This window comes from Thermoactinomyces daqus (genome assembly GCF_000763315.1).
GTDB lineage: Bacteria > Bacillota > Bacilli > Thermoactinomycetales > Thermoactinomycetaceae > Thermoactinomyces_A > Thermoactinomyces_A daqus.
Genome location: NZ_JPST01000008.1, coordinates 66366 through 90649, shown reverse-complemented (window position 1 = coordinate 90649; position 24284 = coordinate 66366). Strand labels below are relative to the sequence as shown.

25 protein-coding genes, 1 tRNA gene, 1 rRNA gene and 1 pseudogene are annotated in these 24284 nt (G+C 48.2%); 8 read left to right on the top strand and 20 right to left on the bottom strand.

Annotated elements, in window-relative coordinates; translation table 11 throughout:
- A complete protein-coding gene (locus tag JG50_RS0104210; protein ID WP_033099858.1) occupies positions 1-768 on the bottom strand; it encodes an alpha/beta hydrolase in 768 nt (255 codons plus the stop codon).
- A gap of 1019 nt (positions 769-1787) precedes the next feature.
- Between JG50_RS0104210 and JG50_RS0104205 the strand changes: the two genes are divergently transcribed.
- From JG50_RS0104205 to JG50_RS0104180, 5 genes and pseudogenes are all read left to right on the top strand, one after another.
- Positions 1788-1973, top strand: coding sequence for a hypothetical protein (locus JG50_RS0104205; RefSeq protein WP_033099857.1), 186 nt, complete (start codon positions 1788-1790; stop codon positions 1971-1973).
- Between the two features lie 927 nt (positions 1974-2900).
- The gene (locus JG50_RS0104195; protein ID WP_033099855.1) at positions 2901-3293 is read left to right on the top strand and encodes a MerR family transcriptional regulator; all 393 of its coding nucleotides are present in this window, start codon (positions 2901-2903) and stop codon (positions 3291-3293) included.
- A 128-nt stretch (positions 3294-3421) separates the two neighbouring features.
- Positions 3422-4207, top strand: coding sequence for an amidohydrolase family protein (locus tag JG50_RS0104190; protein ID WP_033099854.1), 786 nt, complete (start codon positions 3422-3424; stop codon positions 4205-4207).
- A 761-nt stretch (positions 4208-4968) separates the two neighbouring features.
- The gene (locus JG50_RS0104185; protein ID WP_033099853.1) at positions 4969-5346 is read left to right on the top strand and encodes a MerR family transcriptional regulator; all 378 of its coding nucleotides are present in this window, start codon (positions 4969-4971) and stop codon (positions 5344-5346) included.
- Positions 5343-5618: pseudogene (locus JG50_RS0104180) on the top strand (SDR family NAD(P)-dependent oxidoreductase); the annotation flags it as partial. The gene JG50_RS0104185 and the pseudogene JG50_RS0104180, both read left to right, overlap by 4 nt.
- 101 nt (positions 5619-5719) lie before the next feature.
- Here the strand turns inward: JG50_RS0104180 and JG50_RS19950 are convergent.
- From JG50_RS19950 to JG50_RS20870, 3 genes are all read right to left on the bottom strand, one after another.
- Positions 5720-5893: a hypothetical protein gene (locus tag JG50_RS19950; protein ID WP_160173802.1), complete on the bottom strand. Its 174-nt coding sequence runs from the start codon at positions 5891-5893 to the stop codon at positions 5720-5722.
- Positions 5894-5981: 88 nt separating this feature from the next.
- Positions 5982-6911, bottom strand: coding sequence for a bifunctional helix-turn-helix transcriptional regulator/GNAT family N-acetyltransferase (locus tag JG50_RS0104175; RefSeq protein WP_033099852.1), 930 nt, complete (start codon positions 6909-6911; stop codon positions 5982-5984).
- 299 nt (positions 6912-7210) lie between these two features.
- On the bottom strand, positions 7211-7336 hold the full coding sequence (locus JG50_RS20870) for a sortase family protein (RefSeq protein WP_258560238.1): 126 nt from the start codon (positions 7334-7336) through the stop codon (positions 7211-7213).
- A gap of 221 nt (positions 7337-7557) precedes the next feature.
- On the opposite strand from JG50_RS20870, the gene JG50_RS18640 reads away from it, so the two are divergent.
- Entirely contained in the window at positions 7558-8343 is a 786-nt protein-coding gene (locus tag JG50_RS18640; RefSeq protein ID WP_052153985.1) for an LPXTG cell wall anchor domain-containing protein, read from the top strand.
- 144 nt (positions 8344-8487) lie between these two features.
- On the opposite strand, the gene rrf is transcribed toward JG50_RS18640, so the two are convergent.
- The 9 genes from rrf to rpoN form a co-directional block, all read right to left on the bottom strand.
- Positions 8488-8602, bottom strand: a 5S ribosomal RNA gene (rrf, locus tag JG50_RS0104165).
- 105 nt (positions 8603-8707) lie between these two features.
- Positions 8708-8941 carry a preprotein translocase subunit SecG gene (gene secG, locus JG50_RS0104160; protein WP_033099851.1) on the bottom strand — a complete coding sequence of 78 codons (234 nt, stop codon included), beginning with the start codon at positions 8939-8941 and terminating at the stop codon, positions 8708-8710.
- A 119-nt stretch (positions 8942-9060) separates the two neighbouring features.
- Positions 9061-10347, bottom strand: a complete 1287-nt coding sequence (eno, locus tag JG50_RS0104155) for a phosphopyruvate hydratase (RefSeq protein WP_033099850.1) — start codon at positions 10345-10347, stop codon at positions 9061-9063.
- A gap of 23 nt (positions 10348-10370) precedes the next feature.
- Positions 10371-11912, bottom strand: a complete 1542-nt coding sequence (gene gpmI / locus JG50_RS0104150; RefSeq protein WP_033099849.1) for a 2,3-bisphosphoglycerate-independent phosphoglycerate mutase — start codon at positions 11910-11912, stop codon at positions 10371-10373.
- 15 nt (positions 11913-11927) lie between these two features.
- Complete coding sequence (tpiA, locus tag JG50_RS0104145; protein ID WP_033099848.1) at positions 11928-12680, bottom strand: triose-phosphate isomerase; 753 nt, start codon at positions 12678-12680, stop codon at positions 11928-11930.
- A gap of 13 nt (positions 12681-12693) precedes the next feature.
- Positions 12694-13881, bottom strand: a complete 1188-nt coding sequence (locus JG50_RS0104140) for a phosphoglycerate kinase (RefSeq protein WP_033099847.1) — start codon at positions 13879-13881, stop codon at positions 12694-12696.
- Positions 13882-14004: 123 nt separating this feature from the next.
- Complete coding sequence (gene gap, locus JG50_RS0104135) at positions 14005-15015, bottom strand: type I glyceraldehyde-3-phosphate dehydrogenase (RefSeq protein ID WP_033099846.1); 1011 nt, start codon at positions 15013-15015, stop codon at positions 14005-14007.
- A gap of 59 nt (positions 15016-15074) precedes the next feature.
- Positions 15075-16106, bottom strand: coding sequence for a sugar-binding transcriptional regulator (locus JG50_RS0104130; protein ID WP_033099882.1), 1032 nt, complete (start codon positions 16104-16106; stop codon positions 15075-15077).
- A gap of 150 nt (positions 16107-16256) precedes the next feature.
- Positions 16257-17624, bottom strand: coding sequence for an RNA polymerase factor sigma-54 (gene rpoN / locus JG50_RS0104125; protein WP_052153984.1), 1368 nt, complete (start codon positions 17622-17624; stop codon positions 16257-16259).
- Positions 17625-17926: 302 nt separating this feature from the next.
- Here rpoN and JG50_RS0104120 point away from each other — a divergent pair.
- Positions 17927-18001: transfer RNA gene (locus JG50_RS0104120), tRNA-Arg, on the top strand.
- Between the two features lie 65 nt (positions 18002-18066).
- Here JG50_RS0104120 and JG50_RS0104115 read toward each other — a convergent pair.
- A complete protein-coding gene (locus JG50_RS0104115; RefSeq protein WP_033099845.1) occupies positions 18067-18483 on the bottom strand; it encodes an NUDIX hydrolase in 417 nt (138 codons plus the stop codon).
- Between the two features lie 435 nt (positions 18484-18918).
- Between JG50_RS0104115 and clpP the strand changes: the two genes are divergently transcribed.
- Positions 18919-19509: an ATP-dependent Clp endopeptidase proteolytic subunit ClpP gene (gene clpP, locus JG50_RS0104110; RefSeq protein ID WP_033099844.1), complete on the top strand. Its 591-nt coding sequence runs from the start codon at positions 18919-18921 to the stop codon at positions 19507-19509.
- 331 nt (positions 19510-19840) lie between these two features.
- Here the strand turns inward: clpP and JG50_RS0104105 are convergent, their stop codons facing one another.
- The 6 genes from JG50_RS0104105 to rapZ form a co-directional block, all read right to left on the bottom strand.
- Positions 19841-20203: a cation diffusion facilitator family transporter gene (locus tag JG50_RS0104105; protein WP_033099843.1), complete on the bottom strand. Its 363-nt coding sequence runs from the start codon at positions 20201-20203 to the stop codon at positions 19841-19843.
- Positions 20204-20295: 92 nt separating this feature from the next.
- Positions 20296-20970, bottom strand: coding sequence for a hypothetical protein (locus JG50_RS0104100; RefSeq protein ID WP_033099842.1), 675 nt, complete (start codon positions 20968-20970; stop codon positions 20296-20298).
- Between the two features lie 188 nt (positions 20971-21158).
- Entirely contained in the window at positions 21159-21416 is a 258-nt protein-coding gene (locus tag JG50_RS0104095; protein ID WP_033099841.1) for an HPr family phosphocarrier protein, read from the bottom strand.
- 15 nt (positions 21417-21431) lie between these two features.
- The gene (gene whiA / locus JG50_RS0104090; RefSeq protein WP_033099840.1) at positions 21432-22376 is read right to left on the bottom strand and encodes a DNA-binding protein WhiA; all 945 of its coding nucleotides are present in this window, start codon (positions 22374-22376) and stop codon (positions 21432-21434) included.
- Positions 22377-22391: 15 nt separating this feature from the next.
- Complete coding sequence (locus tag JG50_RS0104085) at positions 22392-23378, bottom strand: gluconeogenesis factor YvcK family protein (protein WP_033099880.1); 987 nt, start codon at positions 23376-23378, stop codon at positions 22392-22394.
- A gap of 20 nt (positions 23379-23398) precedes the next feature.
- Positions 23399-24274 carry an RNase adapter RapZ gene (gene rapZ / locus JG50_RS0104080; RefSeq protein ID WP_033099839.1) on the bottom strand — a complete coding sequence of 292 codons (876 nt, stop codon included), beginning with the start codon at positions 24272-24274 and terminating at the stop codon, positions 23399-23401.
- Positions 24275-24284 lie beyond the last annotated feature (10 nt).

Below are 24284 nucleotides of genomic sequence, written 5' to 3'. Positions count from 1 at the left end.
TCACCTCTCTTTTTTAGGATCCGATGAGGAAACGCGTCCGATAAATTCCTCAATCTCCTGGAACAATTCTTTCCTTTCTTTGTCAACGGTAATGATGTGCGTCGAATTTTCATACCAGGAAAGTTTTTTCTCTTTTGAGGCGATTTGCGAAAAAATATATTCCGCGCTTTTTTCCAATACCAGCTCATCTTTGGCGGCTTGCACGACCAGTGCCGGTGCCGATACCCTTGGCAGCCTGCTTCGCATTTCCCGAATGAGGCGCACCAGCTCGCCCACACATTTGACCGGGGTTTTATCTATCGGCACGACATGGGCGGCGATTTCGGGGTCGCGTTTTTCCGATTTTCGGGTAAAGCGGATAAAATACTGCAGCACGTTGGCCAAGAGCGCACGACGGTCGCGAATCCAAACCGGAGCGCACATCGAGATCACACCATCGACCTTTTTTTCGGCCGCCAGCATCAGTGAAAGACATCCTCCCATCGACAGACCCGCCACAAAAATCCGGTCCAAATCCTCTTCCCGCATTCTCTCATACGCATCCAAAGCGCTTTGCCACCAATCCTTCCATCCCGTTTTCTCCATTGTTTCCCCATCAACCCCGTGCCCGGCGAGGAGAGGAGCATAAACGGTAAACCCTCGCTCCTTCAAATAGTAACCCATGGGACGAAGTTCGGAAGGAGAGCCGGTAAAACCATGTATTAACAGAATGCCCACTTTTCCACCCGAATAAAAAAAAGGATCGGGGGTGCGCTGTACGATTTTCATCTGCTATCCTCCATCCGACGCAAAGTTTTCCGCCATTTTCACGATAGCACAAAGAATCGGAAAGGAAAACAGTCCCATCGAAGACCGGTTTCTTTTTCGCGGACACGTCCCCCTCTGATCCGTGAAGTGTCCCCGCAACAATCATTTCTCCTCGTCATGATGAACCCCCGGCGGGATCACCGGGGTTTAATGGCAGAGGTTGATTTTTGAAGAGGATGCGTTTACCACCAAGAGCTGCATTGCTCCCCTCCACCCGGAGGAACGACACATACGCGGAATCGACGGTTAGGATCACTGGAAGCGGGGTATGCCCAAGTGGTAATGGTTGACGAACCGGAATATATATAATCATAGGTACCTATGGTTTTTCCGCCATCAAAGCTGACATCAAAGTAAAGTGTATAGCCGGGACTGGAAGTTGTGAGTCTGCCCCATCCATATTGTTGACCGTTATGGTAGACTGTTCTTAACTCTGCAAAATTAATGGTACGAACAGTTGACCGATTCGTGGTGCAATCGGGATCGGCAAGCCATGAATTACTAATGGTACAAGCTTGCGTTCCAACCTCTGCTGCGATCGACGTCGCCGGCACTCCAAAACGTCATCACTGCCACCAAAGTGATCGCAAAGAGTCGTTTCAACAAAACTCCCTCCTGTTGAATTGTATTTAAAATTCGCAATACACGTTTAATTTTAACGTTAATTTAATATTTTGCATAGTATGTAATTTATAGTAAAAAGATAATTTTATACAAAAAGTAGATTGACATTTTTCATAGCGGGAAAAATAGAGCGACTACCATCTTTCACAAAGATACAGACTCATTGAAATCGAATCATGTTAATTTGTTCAGGAAGAGCGGAAGTGCAAATCCGGATTTCCATTGTTTCGACGGATGCTGAATCGGGTCTCCCACGGAGCCGTGAGTTGTATCAGTGGATCCTTTTATCATTGGTGAGGTAAACAAAGAGAAGGGCCCCTATTTCTGAGACCGTAAATAAAACGGGAGGAAGAGAAATGAGGAAGAAAAAACAGATTGGTATACATATTGATGGCTGTATTTTTGCCAATGATAAAAATACAGATATTGACCATGATGAATTTTTGGATAAGTTTATTGCGTTTGTCGAGGAAAACGGATGGCTATTCGGCGGGGGAACCAAGCGGATTGATGAGGATGGGGATTTAGCAGAGCATTGCTGACTGTGAAAACCGAAGTCTGCCACCCAAGCATCTTGGTGAGAGATTCCCAATTGCCATTCGTATCCGATTTGGGACATTTCAATTCCAAGCCAAGGCTTTAAGCTCCATCTCTCTGCCACGATTGTGCCCTTCTTTAAAGGAGGACATTCTCATATGTAATATAAATCGTCACTCACGAAATCACGGTCAACATGTTGAAAGGAGGATTTTTTGTTGGTTGGCCCAATCACCCATCATCGGAAACCCATTTGAAGCTACCGGGTTTTATTGGCAATTGACAAAAATCCCGGACAAGTTATTGGATTCATTAATGCTGTCAGTGACGGCTGAACCATGTGTACCATGTGATGAATCTTCAACCCTTTTGTGAAAAAAAGGCCCGGGGTATGACGGTCCGGCACGATCAAAGCCAATCAGGTTAAAAGAAAAAAGACGGCCTCGTGTCGTCTTCTTTATTTGGGTTTCCCATTCTTGTGTTCCTCCCTCAAACACGCCAACGACAACCTCAACGCCATGTTCTCGAAAATGCTGGATGCCTTTTCTGCTAACCTTCGGATAGATCAACGATACCAACAAGAACTTTGGCCATTCCTGCGTCCGTTAATGCTTCGCAACATGCCGCATTCGAACTCCATCTGAGCATGGGTTCCCGCGTGCAGTATAGACTGTTGCCCCTTTCGTTTTAACACCAGCCTGGAACATTCGCTTACGCAGCAGGCCGAGTGAGACGTGTACCCACGAACAACGGTCACTCCGTTTTTGACGATGATTACTCCGGCTAGCGGCTTGTTTCCATCTTGCCTTGTACCCTCGTCTGTCACAGTGATAAGTTGCCCCCTGGAACCACATACTTGTTGACTTTGACATTAATGTCAAGGTTTATAATCACATTACAACACTTGAATGAAAGGAGGTTATTAATCTGCTTTGCGTATTGGTGAACTCGCTCGACTAACAGGAGTAAGTCCACGTGTATTACGGTATTACGAAAAAAAGAAGCTAATTACACCGACACGATTGATTAATGGTTATCGGGAATACAACTCCATAGCTATTAAACAAGTCAAAATGATTCAATTTTACTTAAGTCTAGGTTTTACCACAGACCAAATATCCAATTTTTTGAATTGTGTTCTCGAAAATAATGAAGCTGTTTGCCAAGAAGTTTTGTCTACGTACGAAATGAAAATAAAAGAATTAGATGATTATATAAAAATTCTATCCGAAATCAAATCAAATTTGGAAGAACGGGTACATGCGATCAAATTGGAAAAAAAGACAGCTAAACACAAAGGAAATGAATCATATGACGGTAGTTAATATTGCATTACGATCATTTCATGTCTATTCCCCGATTAACGTGTCATTCATATTTGATTGATACTTTTTTCTGGTGACGTGATGTACAAAACTTTTTTTGTCTTTACGGAGGAAAGGAGCCAAGAGCGATGATCATCGACAGCCATAGTCATGTGATGTTACCAGTTGAAAAACAAATTGAGTTAATGAATGAAGCAGGGATAGATAAGACAATCCTTTTTTATACTTCAATTCACCCCGAGCGAGCAACGGATTTTCAGTCGTATGAAAAAGAAATGAGAAAACTGTTTAAAATTTTAGGAGGACATGTAAATGATGCCAAAGGAAGGGAAAAAGGAATTGAAGAACAGCTGCAATCTATTCGTCTATATCCCGATCGTTTTTTAGGCTTTGGTTCTGTACCAAATGGGTTAAATGACGAAAAGACAGCTGAGTGGGTCGAAAAACAAGTGATCGGTAATGGGTTTAAGGGGCTCGGAGAGTTTACGCTTGCTCCTGGGCAGATAAATACTTTGGAACCAGTTTTTAAAAGCTCTTGCGAGTTTGGATATCTTCCCATCTGGGTGCATACATTACATCCCCTTGGTTTAAGCGATATTAAAGAGCTGGCAGAATTGGCAAAGAAGTATGCAAAGGTTCCCGTAATCTTCGGGCATTTAGGCGGTCTAAACTGGTTAGACACGATCAAAATTACAAAAGAAATTTCTAATGCGTATCTTGATGTTTCTGCTTTTTATACTACAGTTGCATTATCTTTAGCAATGTTAGAGTTACCTGAGCGTACTTTGTTTAGTTCTGATAGTCCTTATGGCGATCCCTTGTTGGTAAGAATGGCAGTAGAACGACATTCAAATGATCCGTACACACGCAAATGTGTATTAGGTGATAATATTGCGAAATTGTTAAACTTATAACTAAATAAAACAGGGCATATAAATGTGTCGGATCAATCTGTGAATCGCACTCTACGAGCCTCTCAGCCCCCTGTTTCAAGCCATATAAAAGATGCTACCCGAATCGGGTAGCTTTATTTGTTCCTGGGTAAACAGGATCTGGTTGGCCCCCGAAAAGGTGATGTCAGACTGCTGTAGGGCGAGTAACCAAAATAGTGGCCAATGATTTAGAAAGGATTCATTCCTGCTTGATGAAGACAACCACCTCCAACTTTTCCATGGAATCTCATTTGTCAAGGAGAATGCGATTGGCAAGGGTATTCTGGTGATTTACAAGAAAAACAGGACATGCCCGCAACACCATCCTACGTGATCTTCGAGGAAGCCATATCCGTCGTAATTACTCCAAGTGAGCCAAGATGGATTTGCGAGCTACGACGGGATGCGATATGAGATTCTTTGGTCCAAGAAGCCATCGTCTGTGAAGTCCGGGGAAAACGAATGCATCTTCGGCGAGGACGATTGCCAAGTCCGAAACCGCGCTCCTTGGGTGGAGATGTTGATGATGCCTCCGCTATTTTTTTCGACCATTTTTGGAAATACTGTTTGAGTTACACAATAGGCCCCCAATACATTGCGGAGGTTAAAGTCGCTTACGCGGCTTTCCCGAAAGTACGGGTGGAATGAGCGCTAAATGCGAAAAAGCACTGTTGACTTAAACCAAGGTTTAAGTCGTACGATAGTCATGTCGACAAGAAATACTGGATTTGGAGGCCTCCACTATGAAATACTATACCATTGGCGAAGCTGCAGCCATGTACAATATACCGGAATCCACCTTGCGCTTTTATGAAAAAAAAGGTCTTCTTCCGTTTGTCGAACGGGACGAGGCGGGCAGAAGATTATTTTCGGAACGTCAATTGGCGTTGCTGCAAATCATAACTTGCCTTAAGAACACCAACATGCCCATCAATCAGATTAAGCAGTACATGGACTGGGTTGTTGAAGGAAATTCAACCATAGAGAAACGGCTCGACATGCTGTTGAAGCATAAGCGAAACGTGCTGGATGAAATAGCATTAATGCAGGAATACCTGAAGGGGATAGAGGAGAAAATCGAACGTTATCAAAAACAACTTCGTGGAGGAGAAAACCTATGAAGCTTACAGGAAATACGATCTTGATTACTGGCGGCGGCTCCGGGATCGGGCTGGCCTTTGCAGAGAAATTCGTGCAAAACGGAAATACCGTCATCGTTATCGGCCGGCGGGAAAATGTTCTTGAACAAGCCCGGAAACAAGTCCCCGGCTTAATCACCCGGGTTTGCGACTTGGAGCAAGAAAGCGAGCGTCTGGCCTTGTTCGATTGGGTGACAGCAAACTATCCCGACGTGAACGTGCTGATTAATAATGCCGGGATTCAACTGCGATACAGAACAGCTGTACCAAGCCAACAAAGACTCTATTGAGTAATGGGGATGGAGCATAAAAGGAAGAAGCTGCTTCGTGATGAAGCGGCTTCTTTGCGTTCATTTTAATGCTCTTCTTTCCGCCCCTCAGACACAATCAACCCGACCACGCGGGCGGTCGCTTCTCGCAAAGAATCGATATCTTCCACACTGCCCGTACGCGGCAATCCGTATCGGACAGGAACCCGTTTCCAACCACAGAAAGACCACGAATTCCAGATGGATCTGAACTTGTCCAAACCTACTGAATCCGAAATAGAGACTCCAAATAGATCCTTTCAGGAGAAATATTCTGATGTGGCGACTGATTCTTTGAGCTGTTTCTCTTCAAAGCGACAACTCCCACGTCTCCCCCACCAGATCCGGACCAAAGTTGTGGTGTTTTTCTTCCTTTACAAGTTTGAAGCCGTGCTTCCGGTAAATATGCCGGGCCTCTTTAAGCACGTCGTTCGTCCAAAGAACCAGTTTCTTGTAGCCGCATCTCCGGGAGAAACGAATGCATTCTTCGACGAGGCGGTTGCCAAGTCCGAAACCGCGCGCCTTGGGTTCGACCAAAAGAAGCCGAAGTCTGGCAACGGTATCGCTGTCTTTCATGACAAAAACACAGCCGACATTCTCCCCGTTCATCTCGGCAATCCAACAGCGCTCCCTGGACGGATTATGGCGATGCATGTAATCGGATACAATCTGTGCGACCAATGCTTCAAAGCGCTCATTCCACCCGTATTCCCGTGCGTAAAGAACACCGTGACGATGGACGACCCAGCCCATGTCACCGGGTTCGGGAAAACGCAGGAAAAAGGGTTCGGAGAACTTGAAACCCTGGCCCCGGGTCAGCACGTCTTCGATCGTCTTCATGGCCTCCAGAAGGCGCTCTTGATCCCCTTCAGAGAGGCTGCCAAGCATTTCGGCCACTTCCTCTCGGGAACGGCGATCAAGCATCATGAATACCTGCCTTCCCTCGGAAGTCAGGGAAAGCAGCCTCTGCCGGGCATCGATTTCCGAACGGACTTTTTCGATCAGCCCTTTTTCCTCAAACCGGGACAAGATGCGGCTGAGATAACCCGGATCCAGCCCAGTTTCCCGGGACAGATCCGAAGCGGTCAAATGGTCGTGATGCGCAAGTTCAAACAGGATACGAACTTCGGTCAGGGAAAAGGGACTGTGCAACAATCCCTCGCGCAATACTCCGATATGCCGGGTAAAAAATCGGTTGAAATGCCGGACAGCACTGATTTTCGCCTCCAGATTTTTCATCTTTGTTTCGCCCCCTTTTCAATGCCATTATCAACTATATATTTGCTTTAGTCAAGTTTTTGTCCACAAAGCAGAATTGCAGCAGTCAGAAAATAATCCTTCTCAGCGATCCGGTTGAAACGGGAATTTATCGTTTACCGAAAAAAATAAAAACAGGAAGATGGCTTTACATACCATCTTCCAGCAACTGAAATCATTTCAAAAGCATTGTCCAATTTGTAATTGAAAAACCGAGACATGAGCCTCAGCTTCCATAAAAAAGCCCCACAGGACAACATCTCGAATACTCTTCTTAGACCTTAGTTCTCATTTTTAAAATTAATCAGTTCCGCCTGAATGATATAGCGATCGGGTGCACTGCCTATGTAGTCGAAAGGATAACAGGTGGTAAGTGAAAGAACCGGACAGGAATAAGGTACAATCACTGTACGACTCCCCACGAGAAAACCGAATAGAGCAACCTGTAAAAAATATATATTTTAATTACCGTTTTATATGACTTTTTTATGAGCAAACCTTTACGAATTTGTGTACTGAAAATTTAGTCATTTACTTGAACGATGAATCGATGTTATAGATTTCAAACCTTATTTCATTTATAAATTTAATATCACATAAATAAATTACATAGCAGGGGGTTTTTTAAGTGAGAAAATGGACGAAAGTAATACCAGCCTTGGCAGTTACAGCTGCATTGGCTTTTCCGATGACCACCTTTGCGCATTCCGGTAATCAACCTGAAGTAGATGCCAAATACCACCTGTTACCGAAGGTGGAAGTAACCGATTCCACCATTGATATTTGGACAAGCATTTTTGGTGCGAGCACCGTTGACAGCGGGGAATGGCAAATCATTCCGGTCGGTCCGAACAAAGCTGGTAAACCCGCCCATCTCAATCAATCGACCAAAGCCCAATTCCACGCGCATTTTGAAGGATTAAAACCCAGTGTGGAATACTGTTTCAACATTCACTTTACCGGAAAGCTGGATGGAGATAAAGTAAATACCGCCCTGATGTTGAAAGGCAAAAAAGGAAATCTCTTCTGTGTGAAAACGGATGATGGAAAACCTGGCCATGACAATCCCGGTGACCACAACGGCGGAGGAACCAATCCCGGGGATGATAACGGCGGTGGCACTGCACCGGGAGATAACGGAAACAATGGCGGAAATAACGGTGGAACCACCCAGCCTGGCAATGGCGGAAACAACGGGGGAAATAACGGCGGAACCACCCAACCAAGTAACGACGGAAACAACGGAGGAAATAACGGTGGAAACAGCGGCAACACCGGAAATCAACCCTCGAACGGTCAAGGGGGAAAACTGCCAAAAACAGCCACTTCCTATGCCAATAACATCGGACTTGGGGCAACACTCTTGGCAGCCGGATTGGGTATGCTGATTCATCGTCGCCGTCAAACCGTTTAATTGATAAAAAAAGCGTCCTTTGACGGGACGCTTTTTTAATGAATTGCATTCGTTCGTGTGCAACTGACCGTTAACAACCCCGCACTGCAACGCCCTTCCAAGACAAAATAAAAAAGCCACCCAGTAAACCTGAGTGGCTTGATCGCCTGGCAACGACCTACTCTCCCAAGGGTGAACCCCAAGTACCATCGGCGCTGGAGGGCTTAACTTCCGTGTTCGGGATGGGAACGGGTGGATCCCCTCCGCTATCATCACCAGACAAGTAGTATATTATCATGGTTTTATATTCATTTCAAGAGGTTTTTCCAAAAAAATTCCCGGCAAAAAGTGAACAGCCGACAGAGCGATCGGCTGCATTTTTCGCCTATTTTACAAAGTAACCGACAACAAGGGCCATCACCATGAACACGATCGCGAAGACAGTGGTCAGTCTGATCAGCAACGCATCAAAACCACGCGCTTTCGCTTTGCCCATCAAGTGTTCGGCACCCCCGGCAATGGCTCCGGACAAACCCGCACTTTTGCTCGATTGCAGCAAAATCACAATGATCAGTGCGACGCAAAAAATTGCAAGGATTATTTTAGATGCAATTTCCACGATTAAACCTCCTTGCCCAGCTATTCACTGAATAGACTGTATCATATTGAACTGAGGTTTTCAACAAAGAAAAAGGGATCCCCGCCCGTGTTTGCGGAAAGATCCCCTTTTTTCATAAATTAGCCGCGCAGATTATAGAAAGCGCTGCGTCCCGGATATTGAGCCGTAAACCCGAGCTGATCCTCGATGCGCATCAGCTGGTTGTATTTGGCTACGCGGTCCGTCCGGGAAGGAGCCCCGGTTTTGATTTGACCGGCACCTGTCGCAACTGCGATGTCGGCAATGGTGGTATCCTCCGATTCACCGGAGCGGTGGGAGATGACGGCAGTGTAGCCGGCACGTTTGGCCATTTCGATCGCATCAAACGTTTCGGTCAGGGTTCCGATTTGGTTTACCTTGATGAGAATCGAGTTGCCGACTCCTTTTTCAATTCCGGAAGCAAGGCGTTCAGTGTTGGTGACAAAGAGGTCGTCACCGACGAGCTGCACTTTGTTTCCGAGGCGCTCGGTCAGTTGTTTCCAACCTTCCCAGTCATCTTCAGCCAAACCGTCTTCAATGGAGATGATCGGGTATTTTTGGATCAATTCTTCATAGAAGGCGATCATTTCTTCAGAAGTACGGGTAATGCCTTCACCCGCAAAGTGGTATTTGCCGTCTTTAAAGATCTCCGTGGAAGCAACATCAAGCGCGAGCATAACGTCTTTTCCCGGTTGGTAACCGGCGCGTTCAATCGCGGTTACGATGGTGGCGAGGGCTTCTTCATTGGAATTCAAATTGGGAGCAAATCCGCCTTCGTCACCAACACCCGTCGCATAACCCTTTTCTTTGAGTACAGCTTTGAGGTTGTGAAAGATCTCCGAACCCATGCGGACCGCATCACGGATGTTTTCCGCGCCGACCGGCATGATCATGAATTCCTGGATATCGACGTTATTGTCGGCATGCGCCCCACCGTTCAAAATGTTCATCATCGGAACCGGGAGCACTTTGGAATTAAATCCGCCAAGGTAGGCGTACAACGGCAAGTCCAGAGCTTCAGCCGCAGCGCGGGCAACAGCCATCGAAACGCCCAAAATTGCATTGGCACCGAGGTTAGCTTTGTTCGGCGTACCATCCAGCTCGATCAACGCTTTGTCGATCGCGACCTGATCGAGTGCATCCATGCCGATCAACTGCGGAGCGATTACTTCATTCACATTGCGCACCGCATTTAACACGCCTTTGCCGAGATAGCGGCTTTTGTCCCCATCGCGCAGCTCAATCGCTTCGTGCGCACCGGTGGAAGCACCGGAAGGAACGATCGCGCGTCCCACTGCACCGGATTCGAGAATAACTTCAACTTCAACGGTCGGATTCCCGCGGGAATCCAATACTTCACGGCCATATACTTCAATAATCGTGGTCATGGTTCATTCCCTCTCTTTTTCTGTTATTTGGAGATAATCATGCTTTTCCCTGTCATTTCGTTCGGTTGTTCAATTCCAAGGAGATCGAGCATGGTCGGGGAAACATCGGCCAGGATGCCTTTTTCCCGGAGTTTAACCCCTTTTTTCGTCACAATGAACGGAACGGGGAAAGTCGTGTGAGCCGTATGCGGGCGGCCGTTTTCATCAATCACCATATCGGCATTGCCGTGGTCGGCGATAATGACGGCAACACCGCCTTTTTCCAGCACGAGATCGACCACTTTGCCAAGGCACTCATCCACTGCCTCAACCGCACGCACAGTCGGTTCCAGTTTTCCGGAATGGCCAACCATATCCGGGTTGGCGAAGTTCAGGATAATGGCATCGTGTTTCTCTGCCGCAATTTCCTTCAACAACGCATCGGTAACTTCATAGGCGCTCATTTCCGGTTTCAGATCATAGGTGGCCACTTTGGGAGAATTGATCAAAATCCGGTCTTCACCCGGAAACGGCTCTTCACGCCCGCCGCTGAAGAAAAAGGTCACATGCGGATATTTTTCCGTTTCGGCGATGCGCAGCTGTTTCAGATTGCTGTTTGCCACCACTTCCCCAAAAGTGTTTTTCAGGTCGGTGGACTTATAGGCAACATGCCCCTGAACCGCCACGCTGTATTCCGTCAAGCAGACAAAATAGAGGTCTTCCGGTCTGGACGGACCGCGGTCAAATTCCTCAAAATCATCGTTGGCAAAGGCAAGTGAAAGCTGGATCGCGCGGTCAGGACGGAAGTTAAAGAAGATGATCGAGTCATGGTCTTGAACGCGGCCAACCGCTTCCCCCTTGTCGTCAACCATCACGGCCGGCACCACAAACTCGTCAAAAACCTCTTCTTCGTAAGATTTTTTGATCGCTTCTACCGGATCGCGGAAATCAGGGCCTTCGCCGTAAACCATCGCGCGGTATGATTTGCCTGTGCGATCCCAGCGTTTATCCCGATCCATGGCATAATAGCGGCCATGCACGGAGGCAATTTGGCCCACACCGGTTTCTTTCATTTTTTCTTGCAATTGTTCAATGTACTTCACCGCGCTGTCGGGAGCAACGTCGCGGCCATCGAGAAAAGCGTGAACGTAGACATTTTTCACATTTTCCTTCGCCGCCAGCTCCAACAGGGCAAACAAATGGTCAATGTGACTGTGCACACCGCCGTCGGAAACAAGTCCGCAGAGGTGCAACGCACTTTGATTTTCCTTTACGTGTTTGATCGCTGCCAGGAATGTTTCATTTTTAAAGAAACTCCGGTCTTCGATCGATTTGCTCACGCGCGTCAGATCCTGGTAAACGATTCGTCCGGCGCCAATATTGAGGTGTCCCACTTCGGAGTTGCCCATTTGCCCTTCCGGCAAACCGACCGCGTTTCCACTCGCCTCCAGCGTGGCATGCGGAAACTCATTCCAATAGCGGTCGAAATTCGGTTTACGGGCCTGAGCCACCGCATTCCCCTCTTTATTTTCACGCAGGCCGAAACCATCAAGGATACACAAAAGCACGGGTTTTGGACGTTTCATCATTTTCACCTGCCACTACTTCGCTGCTTGTACCAATTGAATGAACGAACCGGCGTTCAGGCTGGCTCCTCCCACCAACGCGCCGTCAATGTTGGGCTGCTTGATAAAGGAATCGATATTTTCCGGTTTTACGCTTCCGCCATACTGGATGCGGACTTCATTGGCCACTTGTTGGTCAAACTGGTCGGCAACCGTTTTGCGGATAAAGCTGCATACTTCCTCGGCATCTTCCGCGGTGGACGCTTTTCCGGTGCCGATGGCCCAAACGGGTTCATAAGCGATAATCGTCTTTTTCATCTCATCGGAAGACAGCCCGGCGGACGCCGCTTTCACCTGCTTGCGAACCACTTCCTTCGTCTGGTCGTTTTCACGCTCTTCCAGCGTTTCGCCGACACAGACGATCGGGATGAGACCGCCGTTTAACGCCGCTTTTACCTTTTTATTCACGGTCTCATCCGTTTCCGCGAAATAGGCCCGACGCTCAGAATGGCCGATGATCACATAAGTGACCCCCGCCGCTTTCAACATCGGGACGCTCACTTCGCCCGTAAAAGCGCCTTGCTGCTCAAAATGAACATTTTGTGCTCCGACGCCGATCCCGGTCCCGGTGAGTTCTTCAACCAGAGCGGGCAAGGCCAGGAACGGAGCACAGATGACAGCCTCTACCTCTCCCGGAAGATCGGCCTGTTTCAGTTCAGCCGCAAAAGAGACTGCTTCCTCCGCTGTTTTGTGCATTTTCCAGTTTCCTGCGATCACGGGTTTACGCATCTCAGGCTTCCCCCTATTCTTTATCTTGAAGTGCCGCAACCCCCGGCAGTTCTTTTCCTTCCAGGAACTCCAGCGAAGCACCGCCGCCGGTGGAGATATGATCAACTTGATCGGCCAGGCCTGCTTTTTCGATGGCCGCCGCAGAATCCCCGCCGCCGATGATCGTATGAGCGTTTGATTCGGCCAGCGCTTTGGCCACTGCATTGGTTCCCGCGGCAAACTGGTCAAATTCAAATACACCCATCGGCCCGTTCCAGATCACCAGTTTTGAAGCCTTCACCACATCGGCAAACAGTTCCCGGGTTTTCGGACCGATATCGACAGCTTCCATGTCGGCCGGAATCTGGTCGATATCCACAATTTTAACGGTCTTCGGATTGGGGCCGAATTCGTCGACAACAACCACATCAACGGGCATGTAAAAACGAACGCCGTTGCGCTCCGCTTTTTTTATCATCTCTTTGGCCAGTTCCACTTTATTTTCTTCAAAGAGCGATTTTCCGATCTCATACCCCTTGGCGTAGGCAAAAGTATAAGATAAACCGCCGCCGATGATCAGGTTATCCACTTTATCGAGCAGATTTTCGATCACGCCGATTTTGTCCTTCACTTTTGCCCCGCCGACGATCGCCGTAAAGGGACGCTCCGGATTGGTCAAGGCACGGCTTAATGTTTCAATCTCTTTTTGCAGCAGGAAACCGGCGACCGCAGGGAGATAAGCGGCAATTCCCGCAGTGGAAGCATGTGCCCGGTGAGCGGCGCCAAATGCGTCATTCACATAGAGATCGGCCAAACGGGCAAATCCTTTTGCCAACTCAGGATCATTTTTCTCTTCTCCAGGATAAAAGCGGACATTTTCCAGCAGAAGCACATCTCCGTCTTTCATCTCGTTTACCCGGGCTTCAACGGCAGGCCCAACGGCTTCATCCACTTTAAGTACAGACTGACCCAGATATTTGGACAAGGCTTCGGCGACCGCGTTCAAACGCAGTTCCTCAACCACTTTTCCTTTAGGCCGGCCCAAATGGCTGGCCAAAATCACTTTGGCCCCGTGTTCAATTAAGTATTGGATCGTGGGCAGTGCCGCGCGAATCCGGGTATCGTCGGTGATTTTCCCTTCTTCCATGGGCACGTTGAAATCGACGCGGCAAAAGACGCGCTTGCCGCGAACGTCAACATCGCGCACAGATTTTTTATTCATGGGGCTTCCCTCCTTATGCTGAGAAAGAGGAGAGCAGCTCTCCTCTTCCCGATCTTCCAAACCGTTCATTAGTATAACATATTTGCAATTAGTATAACTTCATCCGATTATTTAATTTATGGATCAAAGTCCTTTACCGGCTATATAAGCGGCTAGATCAACAACACGGTTGGAATAGCCCCATTCGTTATCATACCAGGAAACGACTTTTACCATATTGCCTTCCATCACCATCGTGGACAAGGCATCGATGGTCGAGGAGTGGGAATTTCCGTTATAGTCGATGGATACGAGCGGCTCTTCAGAGTAAGCCAGAATACCTTTGAGTTCGCCTTCAGCAGCTTCACGGAGTGCACCGTTTACTTCTTCAACGGTGACTTCTTTGCTCAGTTCAGCCACCAAGTCCACAACGGATACGTTTTTGGTCGGAACGCGCATGGCCATTCCGTTTAATTTCCCTTTCAGTTCCGGCAATACGAGGGAAACCGCTTTGGCGGCACCGGTCGTTGTCGGAATGATCGATTCACCAGCAGCCCGGGCTCGGCGCAAATCTTTGTGCGGCAGGTCAAGAATTTGCTGGTCATTGGTATAGGCGTGAACGGTGGTCATCAAACCGCGCACAATCCCGAATTTTTCGTGCAATACTTTGGCAAACGGCGCAAGGCAGTTGGTGGTGCAGGAAGCGTTGGAAATCACTTGATGGCTGGCAGGATCATATTTTTCCTCGTTTACACCCATCACGATGGTAATGTCCTCACCTTTGGCCGGAGCGGAGATGATCACTTTTTTTGCTCCTCCAACCAGGTGTTTGGCTGCATCTTCACGGTTCGTAAAACGGCCGGTCGATTCAACAACGATCTCTGCGCCTTCTTCGGCCCATTTGATTTGTGCAGGGTCGCGTTCAGCCGTTACTTTTACTTCCCGGCCATTCACGCTGAAGCCATTTTCCGTAACCTTTACTTCTGCGTCCAATTTTCCGTGCACGGAATCATATTTCAAAAGATGAGCCAACGTTTTGGAGTCGGTCAAATCGTTTACGGCTACAACTTCCAATTCGGGATGGTTCAGCATAGCACGGAACACATTTCGACCGATACGGCCAAATCCGTTGATACCCACTTTTACTTTTGCCATTATCTCTTCCTCCTTAATGTCTTATCCGTAGTATCCACAGTTAAGGGTGGGATTCATTCTCACATGGCAATCGCATTTTGCAGAATTGCCCGTGCTGCTCCTTCATCTGTGATCAAGGTGTCCTGGGAAATGTGGGAGCAGATCGCGACAATCGCTTCCGCTTTGCTGGAACCTCCGGCCACGGCCACAGCTTTTTCCACCTGATCGAGTTCCTCCAGCTTCAGGCCCAGCGTTTTGATGCGATGAACGATCTCTCCGTCGCGGTTGAAGTAATAACCAAATGACTCGCCTACCGCTTTCGTCTCCTCCAGTTTTTTCAGGATTCCGGGATCCGATTTGCGCCGGAGCGCCATGGTTTTGGCATCGCCGATCCCGTAAATGACGATACGAGCCTTTTTCAGAGAGCTCAGTACCTCCTGAATGTGCGGTTCGCGGATCAAGGTTTGGTATACTTCGTCGCTTACCTGATCGGGCACATGCATCATGCGGTATTTGCCACCCGTCCGTTTTGCCATCAGGGATGCGATGTAGTTCGCTTCCAGTTCCACCGCTTCCCCAACACCGCCGCGGGCAGGAACAAAAGTGGTCATTTTGAAAGCGGGAGTCGGCAACATCATTTCAGCCACCGCCAGCATGGTGCTTCCCCCGGAGACAGCGACAATCTGTTCTGGTTCCGCCTGCTCCTTCAGGTAACGGGCACCCGCTCTCCCGATCTCCTTCTTGGTCCAATCGGAGTCATCCGCATCGCCGGGAACGATGATGACTTCCTTCACACCCAGAAATGCCTTTAACTCCGCCTCCAATTGGTTCAGGCCAAACAGTTCCTTCATGAGCGGTTCCATGTCGGCGAGCAGCTCACTTCCCTTTTCCGTCAGTTTCATTCCGGTCGAATCGACAGAGAGCAGCCCTTGTGCCCGCAAAAAATCAGCTTCTCCGCGCAGCACTCTTTCCGTCATCTTCAAGGCAGCCGTCAAACTCCGCCGGCCGACCGGTTGCATCAACTGAACATGCCTGAGAATTTCATACCGTTTATGCATGACCTGAAGCAGATCCGGCAACAATTGCTTCTGAAGGTTTAAGATTTTATCCATTTCATCCCCCACCACAAGGGACTTCATACGTCCCGCGTAGGACAAAATCGTCCCGACCCGTTCAAAAAAAAATCCCCGTTTCGGGATCAACTTCATTTTATCGCAAAGGTGTTTTTCTTGACAAGCCGTCTTTCCATTTTTATTGAAAATTCAAAGAAAACGCTTACGCCGGGCCGAGGAGACAATCCCCATTTCATCCCGGTATTTGGCGACCGTTCGCCGTGAAATCCGAATTCCTTCTCCGCAGAGCAGATCAGCAATTTTTTGGTCTGATAAAGGATCTTTTTTATCTTCCCCCGAAATGAACTGTTTTATTTTTTTCTTCACTGTCTCCTGTGACAGGTTCTCTCCCGATTTCGTTGCCAGACCGGAAGGGAAAAAATAGCGAAACGGAAACAGTCCTTTCGGCGTTTGCATATATTTGTGCTGGGTGGCCCGGCTCACCGTCGATTCGTGCAGACCGACTTCTTCAGCAATGGTTTTCAGTGTGAGCGGTTTTAAATAATCCACGCCTTTTTCAAAAAACTCCTTTTGCCTGGTCACAATCGCTTCGGCAACCCGAAAGACGGTATCCCGGCGCTGCTCGATGCCCTTGATGAGCCACAGAGCGGACTGCAGCCAATTTTTCAGATACTGCTCCACTTCTTCGCCCATCTGTCCTCTGCTGCGGATCAGCTGCTGGTAGTAATGGTTTACCGTCAGCTGAGGCGTATCGCTCTCATTCATCACGACAACGTATTCATCATTCACTTTCTCTACATAAACATCCGGATATACGTATTGGGTGGGTGCGCCGGTATCATATCCCCTTCCCGGGCGGGGATTGCACTTTTTAATCTCATCAACAGCCGCTTGCAGTTCTTCCATCCCTGCTCCGAGAGCCTGTTCCATCTTGCGCCATTTGCCATCCGCAACATCTTCGAGATGGTGACGGGCAATCTCAATCGCCAGTGGATTGGGATGATCCATCCTTTTCAATTGAATTTCCAGACACTCTGACAGCGAACGCGCCCCGACACCGGCCGGTTCCATCGCCTGGATGACCTCCAGACACTCTTCAAACCGCTTTTCACTTATATGAAAGCGCTTACAGACATGGACGGCATCCACGTCAAGATAACCTCTTTCATCCAAATTATAAATAAGATAATGACAAATTTTCCGTTTTGCCGGCGTCAGATCAAACTCGAACAGCTGTGCCTCCAGCTCTTCAGCAAGCGTTCCGCTCCCTGCTGCATAAGGTTCAAAGACGGATTCCTTTTGCTCTTGCCGATAGCCTCCCCTGCGGCGGGAAACAGGCATCTCCTGAAGGTAATTCAGCCATTTATCCAAATTCAGGCGTTCCGCTTCCAGATCCGGCAACTCCAGCACCGGGTTTTCCGTCATCTGTTCAATGATGTACTGCCATAAATCGCTTGCGGAGAATTGCAATATTTGAATGGCCTGACGCAATTCCGGCGTCATCACCATCTTCATCCTTTGCTCCTGATAAAGACCATAACCCATCTGTATAGCCATTCTTTTCACCTCCGCCCCTTCTGTTGATCGCTCCCGGATTATGGATGACGAAAAACGGTTTCCAATAATATTATAATCGGGTCAGCCGCACCAAACCGCAGCATTGGAATACATGCCTCTCTCTTTTTATCAACATGTAAACTTCCTTTTTCTTCACTTAATCAATTATATTTTAACATAAGAAAGCCTGGTACTTTTTACTCTTTTTTCCAGTACAAAGACCTGAAATTCAATTAAAAAAATCCTTGCCCCGGTTCATTCACTGTGTTATAATGACTTTCGTCAGCTTAATATTTCATTATGCGCCTATAGCTCAGGGGATAGAGCGCTGGTCTCCGGAACCAGGTGCCCAGGTTCGAATCCTGGTAGGCGCGCCAAAATACTAAAAACCACCACTTCCTTTGCTTTGGAAATGGTGGTTTTTTGTCGTCCGTGCTCCGGTCTAAGAAGAAACTGTCTGAAACCCCGCTGAGATGGCACGCTTTGTAAACTCATTAAGAGGTCCATGCGGCACATCATCCTTTACGGAAACCCACTGATAATCGGAATGATCTTCACTCAGCCGGATCAGAGCCGGGTCACTCAGGAGCCGGACCAGAAAGACGATCTCAACCAGGTGCTGATTCGTGTATTCGGAAACGTAAGAAAAGATCTGATAGGGCCGGACAATCTCCACATCCATATTCACTTCTTCGCGAAACTCCCGTTTCAACGCCTCCTCCGGATCTTCGCCGAAATCCACCTTTCCTCCGGGCAATTCATAGAAACCGGGCATGGTCAATTCCGTCAAAGACCGCTGAATGAGGAGCGTTTTTCCCTGATGATAAAGAAAGCCCCGGCAAATGATTTTTTGCTCCATTTCAACCTCCTGCAACCTCATTGCGCAAGCCCGCCTCTTTTTCAATCGGGCTGCCTTTTTCCGGATGAATGCGATTTAAGGAAAATGTTGTCATGCCGGACCATCAACGCCGAAATGCTTTCCGCGAAACAGGGCAGGAACGCCGCCCTTCCTGCGCCGCTCCCCATCTTTAGGGCGTTGACAATCGTTACGTCAACCGATTTACACATCCATTTTAGCAAATCTTCCCACCCGGTTTAAGCAACTCTGCAAAAGGTTTATCCTTTCCCGCTAAAGGTAAAGATACAGAGGCAGTCTTTTTCAAACAGGATTGATTTGACCTTTTTTGACCTTTAGGGTATGATAATAACAGGAACTGTTGTTGAAGTCAGCTACTCGGATAGAGAGAAAGGAGGGGGAGGGTGCCGTTGAAAACTTTTTCAGGCACCCGCAACCATGAACTTGATTCCGATGGTCGTTGAACAGACAAACCGAGGAGAACGTTCATACGACATCTATTCCCGCCTGCTGAAAGACCGGATTATCTTGCTGGGCAGCCCGGTCACAGATGAAGTGGCCAATACCATTGTGGCACAGCTTTTGTTTTTGGCTGCAGAAGACCCGGAAAAAGACATTCATCTCTATATTAATTCCCCGGGCGGCTCGATCACGGCGGGGATGGCGATTTTCGATACCATGCAGTTCGTCAAACCGGATGTTTCCACGATTTGTATCGGGATGGCCGCTTCGATGGGAGCATTTCTGCTCGCTGCCGGAGCCAAGGGCAAACGCTTTGCTCTTCCCAACAGCGAAGTGATGATTCACCAGCCGCTCGGCGGTGCCCAAGGTCAGGCGTCCGACATTGAAATCCGGGCCAAACGCATTTTGCGCACGCGTGAGCATCTCAACAAACTGCTGTCTGAATTTACCGGCCAACCGCTGGAAAAAATCGAACAAGATACAGACCGTGACTACTTCATGAGCGCGCAAGAGGCCCTGAACTACGGCTTGATTGACAAAGTGCTGACCAGCACGAAAAAGAAATAACTCTCTCCAGGAGACACGGGTTCCAGGTCTGATCGCCGGAACCCGTTTTTACTATGTAAACCGGTATATTCCGCGGATGTCCATTGCAGGGGCAGGTCGCGGTGTCCCCTGCTTGACCAACGGCCAAATGCCAATGATTGTTAAAAAGGAATATCACCCTGTTATAAAAAGAAGGAATTTTTCAAAATCTAGAGATGAAAGCTCCCCACCCATTGACCTGGCAACGGATCGGACAATGGGATTTGGAGCCATGAACCATGGAATTTCCGGTTGCTCGGTTTTCCCGCGGTCCGGTCACTGCGGTATCCGCCCTTTCCGATCGGTGCTTCTCCTATTCCTGATGCAGCCATTCATCCGGTTTGATGATTTTGATATGCACCGGATTGATCGGGGCTGCCGAACGTAAGCGTTTTTGAATGAGATCGACGAGATCATGATAGCGCGAGCGCGGAAAATCCCCTTCAGGAACAATGTACATCATGATTTTCTCGCCGTTATACTCCATCCTTACATCCCGCACACCCGGAACACTGAGCGCCACTTGTTTCATTTTGCTTTCCGGGTAGCCCATATGGGTGTAAGAATGGGAATCTTTGTCCAATCCCGTTTGGTCTTCTGTTTTTTCAAATCGTTGGCAAGCGGTGAAAAAGCAGGCCAGAAACAACGACAACCCGAACAGAAAAATGCGTTTCATCTCAGGCACACCTCCGTGCCATTATTGTTAATCCGGCCCGGCAAATTATACATGAAAATGAAAAAGCCGAAGCGTTTTTCGCTTCAGCCCGCTTATCTCAGAACCGACTTGCCCGGTCCGTAATCATCCGACTTCAACAGCAACTCTGTCATCACCAAACTCCACATTAAGACGAGTTCAAAAACCGAGCCAATCGCCGGGTTATCCACCGCACAGGCAAAACCGACACCCACAACTGCGATAACAATCCCTGCGAGCAAAACGGGCCAGCGCAACCGCCGCCACAAGAAAAAAGCTGCAACCACCAGCGGCAGAAGCGCCAGGATGGTGGAGTACGGAAAATAATTTTTCGAGGGAAAATACTGGATCACCCCATGGATTCTGACCGGCTCCAAGTTAATCCATAATATATTGGTAAAAATCCCGAGCACTGTCAACAAAAACGTATACAAATGTGTAAAGACCTGAACAATTAAATATTCCGACCATTCGACCTGAATCCGGCGCAAAATATCCAGGGAGACAAAAACAAGAGTGGGCGTTAACAAGACATCGAACAAATAGCGAAACAAGCTGAGCATCTCCAGCAAATCCCCTTCACCGAAAAGGTTGCCCACCGACAGTACCGCATGATCGTAAATGAACGTCAAAATCAGGAATAAAATCCAGGATGTTCCCCAAAACGAGGATTCACGAAAAAAACGAAAACTCCACACAAACAACACGAGATACAAAATCGTAATCAAAGGGTAAAGGAACGTATCCATTTTTTCCTCCAAACGGAATGCTCATCAGTTTCCCTGTTCCATACCTTTTCTTTTATCTTATAAAATAATCGGGATCAAGTTCCGCCTAAATTGTGACACGTTTGATACGATTTTCCGCCCTGAAGAAGACAGCGGCGGACCAACCCCATCTTTTTTTGCATGGGGATGCCGCCGCCTGATGCACTACATTATTCCGGTTTGCTTACGATCTCCGCCAATTTATTCACAGCTGCTTCTTCATCCGAGCCATCTGCCACAATGGTAATCTCCGCACCCCGGGACACGGCCAGACTCATAATGCCCATAATGCTTTTGGCATTCACTTTTTTCGTTCCTTTTACAACAAAAATTTCGGAAGTAAATTTGTTTGCTTCCTGCACAAACAACGCTGCCGGGCGCGCGTGTAATCCTGTTTCCAATTCAACGATGACTTTTTTTTCTACCATAGAAATCCTCCTAACCTAACCATTTGACGATTGCCGCAATTTCCGGGCCATCTCGTCCAATTTGCGCAAGCGGTGATTAATGGCAGATTTGCTCACTTTTCCGCTCGGCAGTACCTGCCCCAACTCCGCCAAATTCATTTCCGGGTATTTCAGCCTGGTTTCCGCCACCTCTCTCAAGCGGGCGGGCAGCTGATCCAAGCCGATCTCCCGATCGATCAGATGAATATTTTCGATTTGGCGCATGGCTGCCTGGATCGTTTTATTCAGGTTCGCCGTTTCACAATTGACCAGACGATTGACGGAGTTACGCATATCTTTCATAATACGCGCATCTTCAAATTTCAGCAGGGAAGGATGAGCCCCGATAATATTCAAAAATTCCCCGATTTTATCTCCTTCTTTAATGTACACCACAAACCCTTTTTTACGCTCAATGATTTTCGCATGCAAATGAAATTCATTCATCAGTTTGCACAATGCTTCGCTATGATCATCATAAGTCGAGACAATTTCCAGATGATAGGAAGCACTGTCCGGATTATTCACCGATCCTGCGGCCAAAAAAGCCCCGCGCAAGTATGCCCGTTTGCAACAAGGCTTTTGCAGGATCGCGGGCGAAATCCCCTCTGTCTGCTCCCATGTCCCCCGTTTAAAAATGCCCAGGTTGTATAATACTTCTCCTGCCTGCCGGGATAAGCGGATCATGTAAACATTGTTCTTTTTCAAGCGCACTTTTCGGCGCACCAGCACCTCCGGCTGGATCTGATAAAGGGTTTTTATCAACGAAAAAATATATCGGGCCGTTGAGGGATTCTCAGTCGTAATATCCAGCATAAATGCCTTTTTCTGCAGCTGCACCGCTCCGTTCATTCGCACCAACGCGGACAGAATGGCCCGTTTGCAGCAAGGTTTTGCGTCAAGTTGGGTCAACTCTTTTTTTATGTTTGAGGTAAACGACATTTGGCATCCCCTTCTTTACCCGCTATGCCGTTTCTGCATGCGCTCGTCAATCAGCCTTTCGATATGGCTGCTGATCCGCTCAGCATCGTGACGCACAACAGAACGATATAGCAACAGGTTATCCGCGATCACGCGGCAACCCATCTCCTGAATCCGGTCAATATCAGGAAGAACCATCTTTTGCCCTTTTTCCGCGTATTTTTCCTGAATGGTAGGGGGCGGAACCTCGTTATTGATGATGGCGACATCAAACAACGGCTTTTCCACATGATCATAAATCGCTTTGATATGATCACTCGCCGTAAAATGATCGGTCTCTCCGGGCTGGGTCATCACATTGCAAACGAAAATCCGGCAGGCGTTGGCAGCGTAAATCGTCTCGCTCATCCCCTTGACCAGCAAATTGGGCAAAATGCTGGTATAAAGGCTGCCCGGACCGATTACGATCGCGTCTGCTTCCTGGATCGCCCGAATCGCCTCTTCCAGCGGCCTCGGTTCCGGGGGATTGAGAAAAACGCGTTTAATTCTTTTCCCGGTTTGCGGGATTTGCGATTCGCCTTTAATGATGGAGCCGTCGGTCATTTCAGCCATCAGGACAACATCTTGCTCGCTGGCCGGAAGCACCCGTCCGCGGACAGCCAAAACGCGGCTCATCTCTTGAACGGCGTGGGTGAAATCGCCCGTAATCTCTTTCATCGCTGCGATCATCAAATTCCCGAGCGTATGCCCGGCCAAGCCTTCCCCGCTGGTAAAACGATACTGGAGTACCCGCTCCAACAGCGGTTCGGTATCCGCCAGAGCAATCAGCACATTGCGAATATCCCCGGGCGGCGGCATTTGCAAATCATTGCGCAACCGGCCTGAACTGCCGCCGTCATCAGCAACGGTCACAATCGCCGTAATCTCGATCGGCAATTTTTTCAATCCGCGCAGGATGACGGACAATCCTGTCCCGCCACCAATGCAGACAATCCGCGGTTTCCTGTCCCGGTTTTCTTTCAATCTTTTTTTCGTTGCCAATGTTATCCGCCTTTCCTGATGTCTCGATGTGCCACACGACAACGTTCATAATCCTTGAATTCGCCATAAAGGTACTCAGCAATCGCCACCGATCGGTGCTTGCCGCCCGTGCAGCCGATCCCGATCACAAGTTGCGCTTTTCCCTCACGGACATACTGCGGAATCAAGAACCGCAACATGTCAACCAATTTATCGAGGAACTGTTTCGTTTCCGCCCATTTCATCACATATTCAGCGACATCCTGATCTTTGCCTGTTTGTGGACGAAGCGAGTCAACATAGTGCGGGTTGGGCAGAAAACGAACATCGAAGACCAAATCAGCATCGATCGGAATCCCGTGTTTAAAGCCAAACGATTGAAACGTAACCGCCATCCCGGCATCATCCCGCCGGGCAAACAACGTGGCTATTTTCTCTTTCAGCTGGGCAGGTTTCATCATGCCCGTATCAATGATATGGTTAGCCCGTCCTTTAATCTCCTCAAGCAATTTGCGCTCTTGCATGATCCCGTCAAGGGGAGTCCCATCAGGAGAAAGCGGATGCCTGCGTCTGGTTTCCTTATACCGGCGCACCAGGGTCTGGTCATCAGCATCCAGATACAGAATCTGATAGTGAATGTCATGCCGTTTCTCCAATTGATCAAGCGATTCAAAAAGAGAAGCAAAAAATTCCTGGCCCCTCAAGTCGATGACCAGGGCGACTTTGCGATATTTGCCATTGGACTCCTCAAGCAGTTCGGCAAACTTGGGAAGCAGGATGGGCGGAAGGTTATCGACACAAAAAAATCCATGGTCTTCAAGGCTTTGCATCGCAACTGTTTTTCCAGCTCCGGACATTCCAGTGATGACGACTAATGTGAGTTCTTTTGCTTTTTCCATGCCATCACCT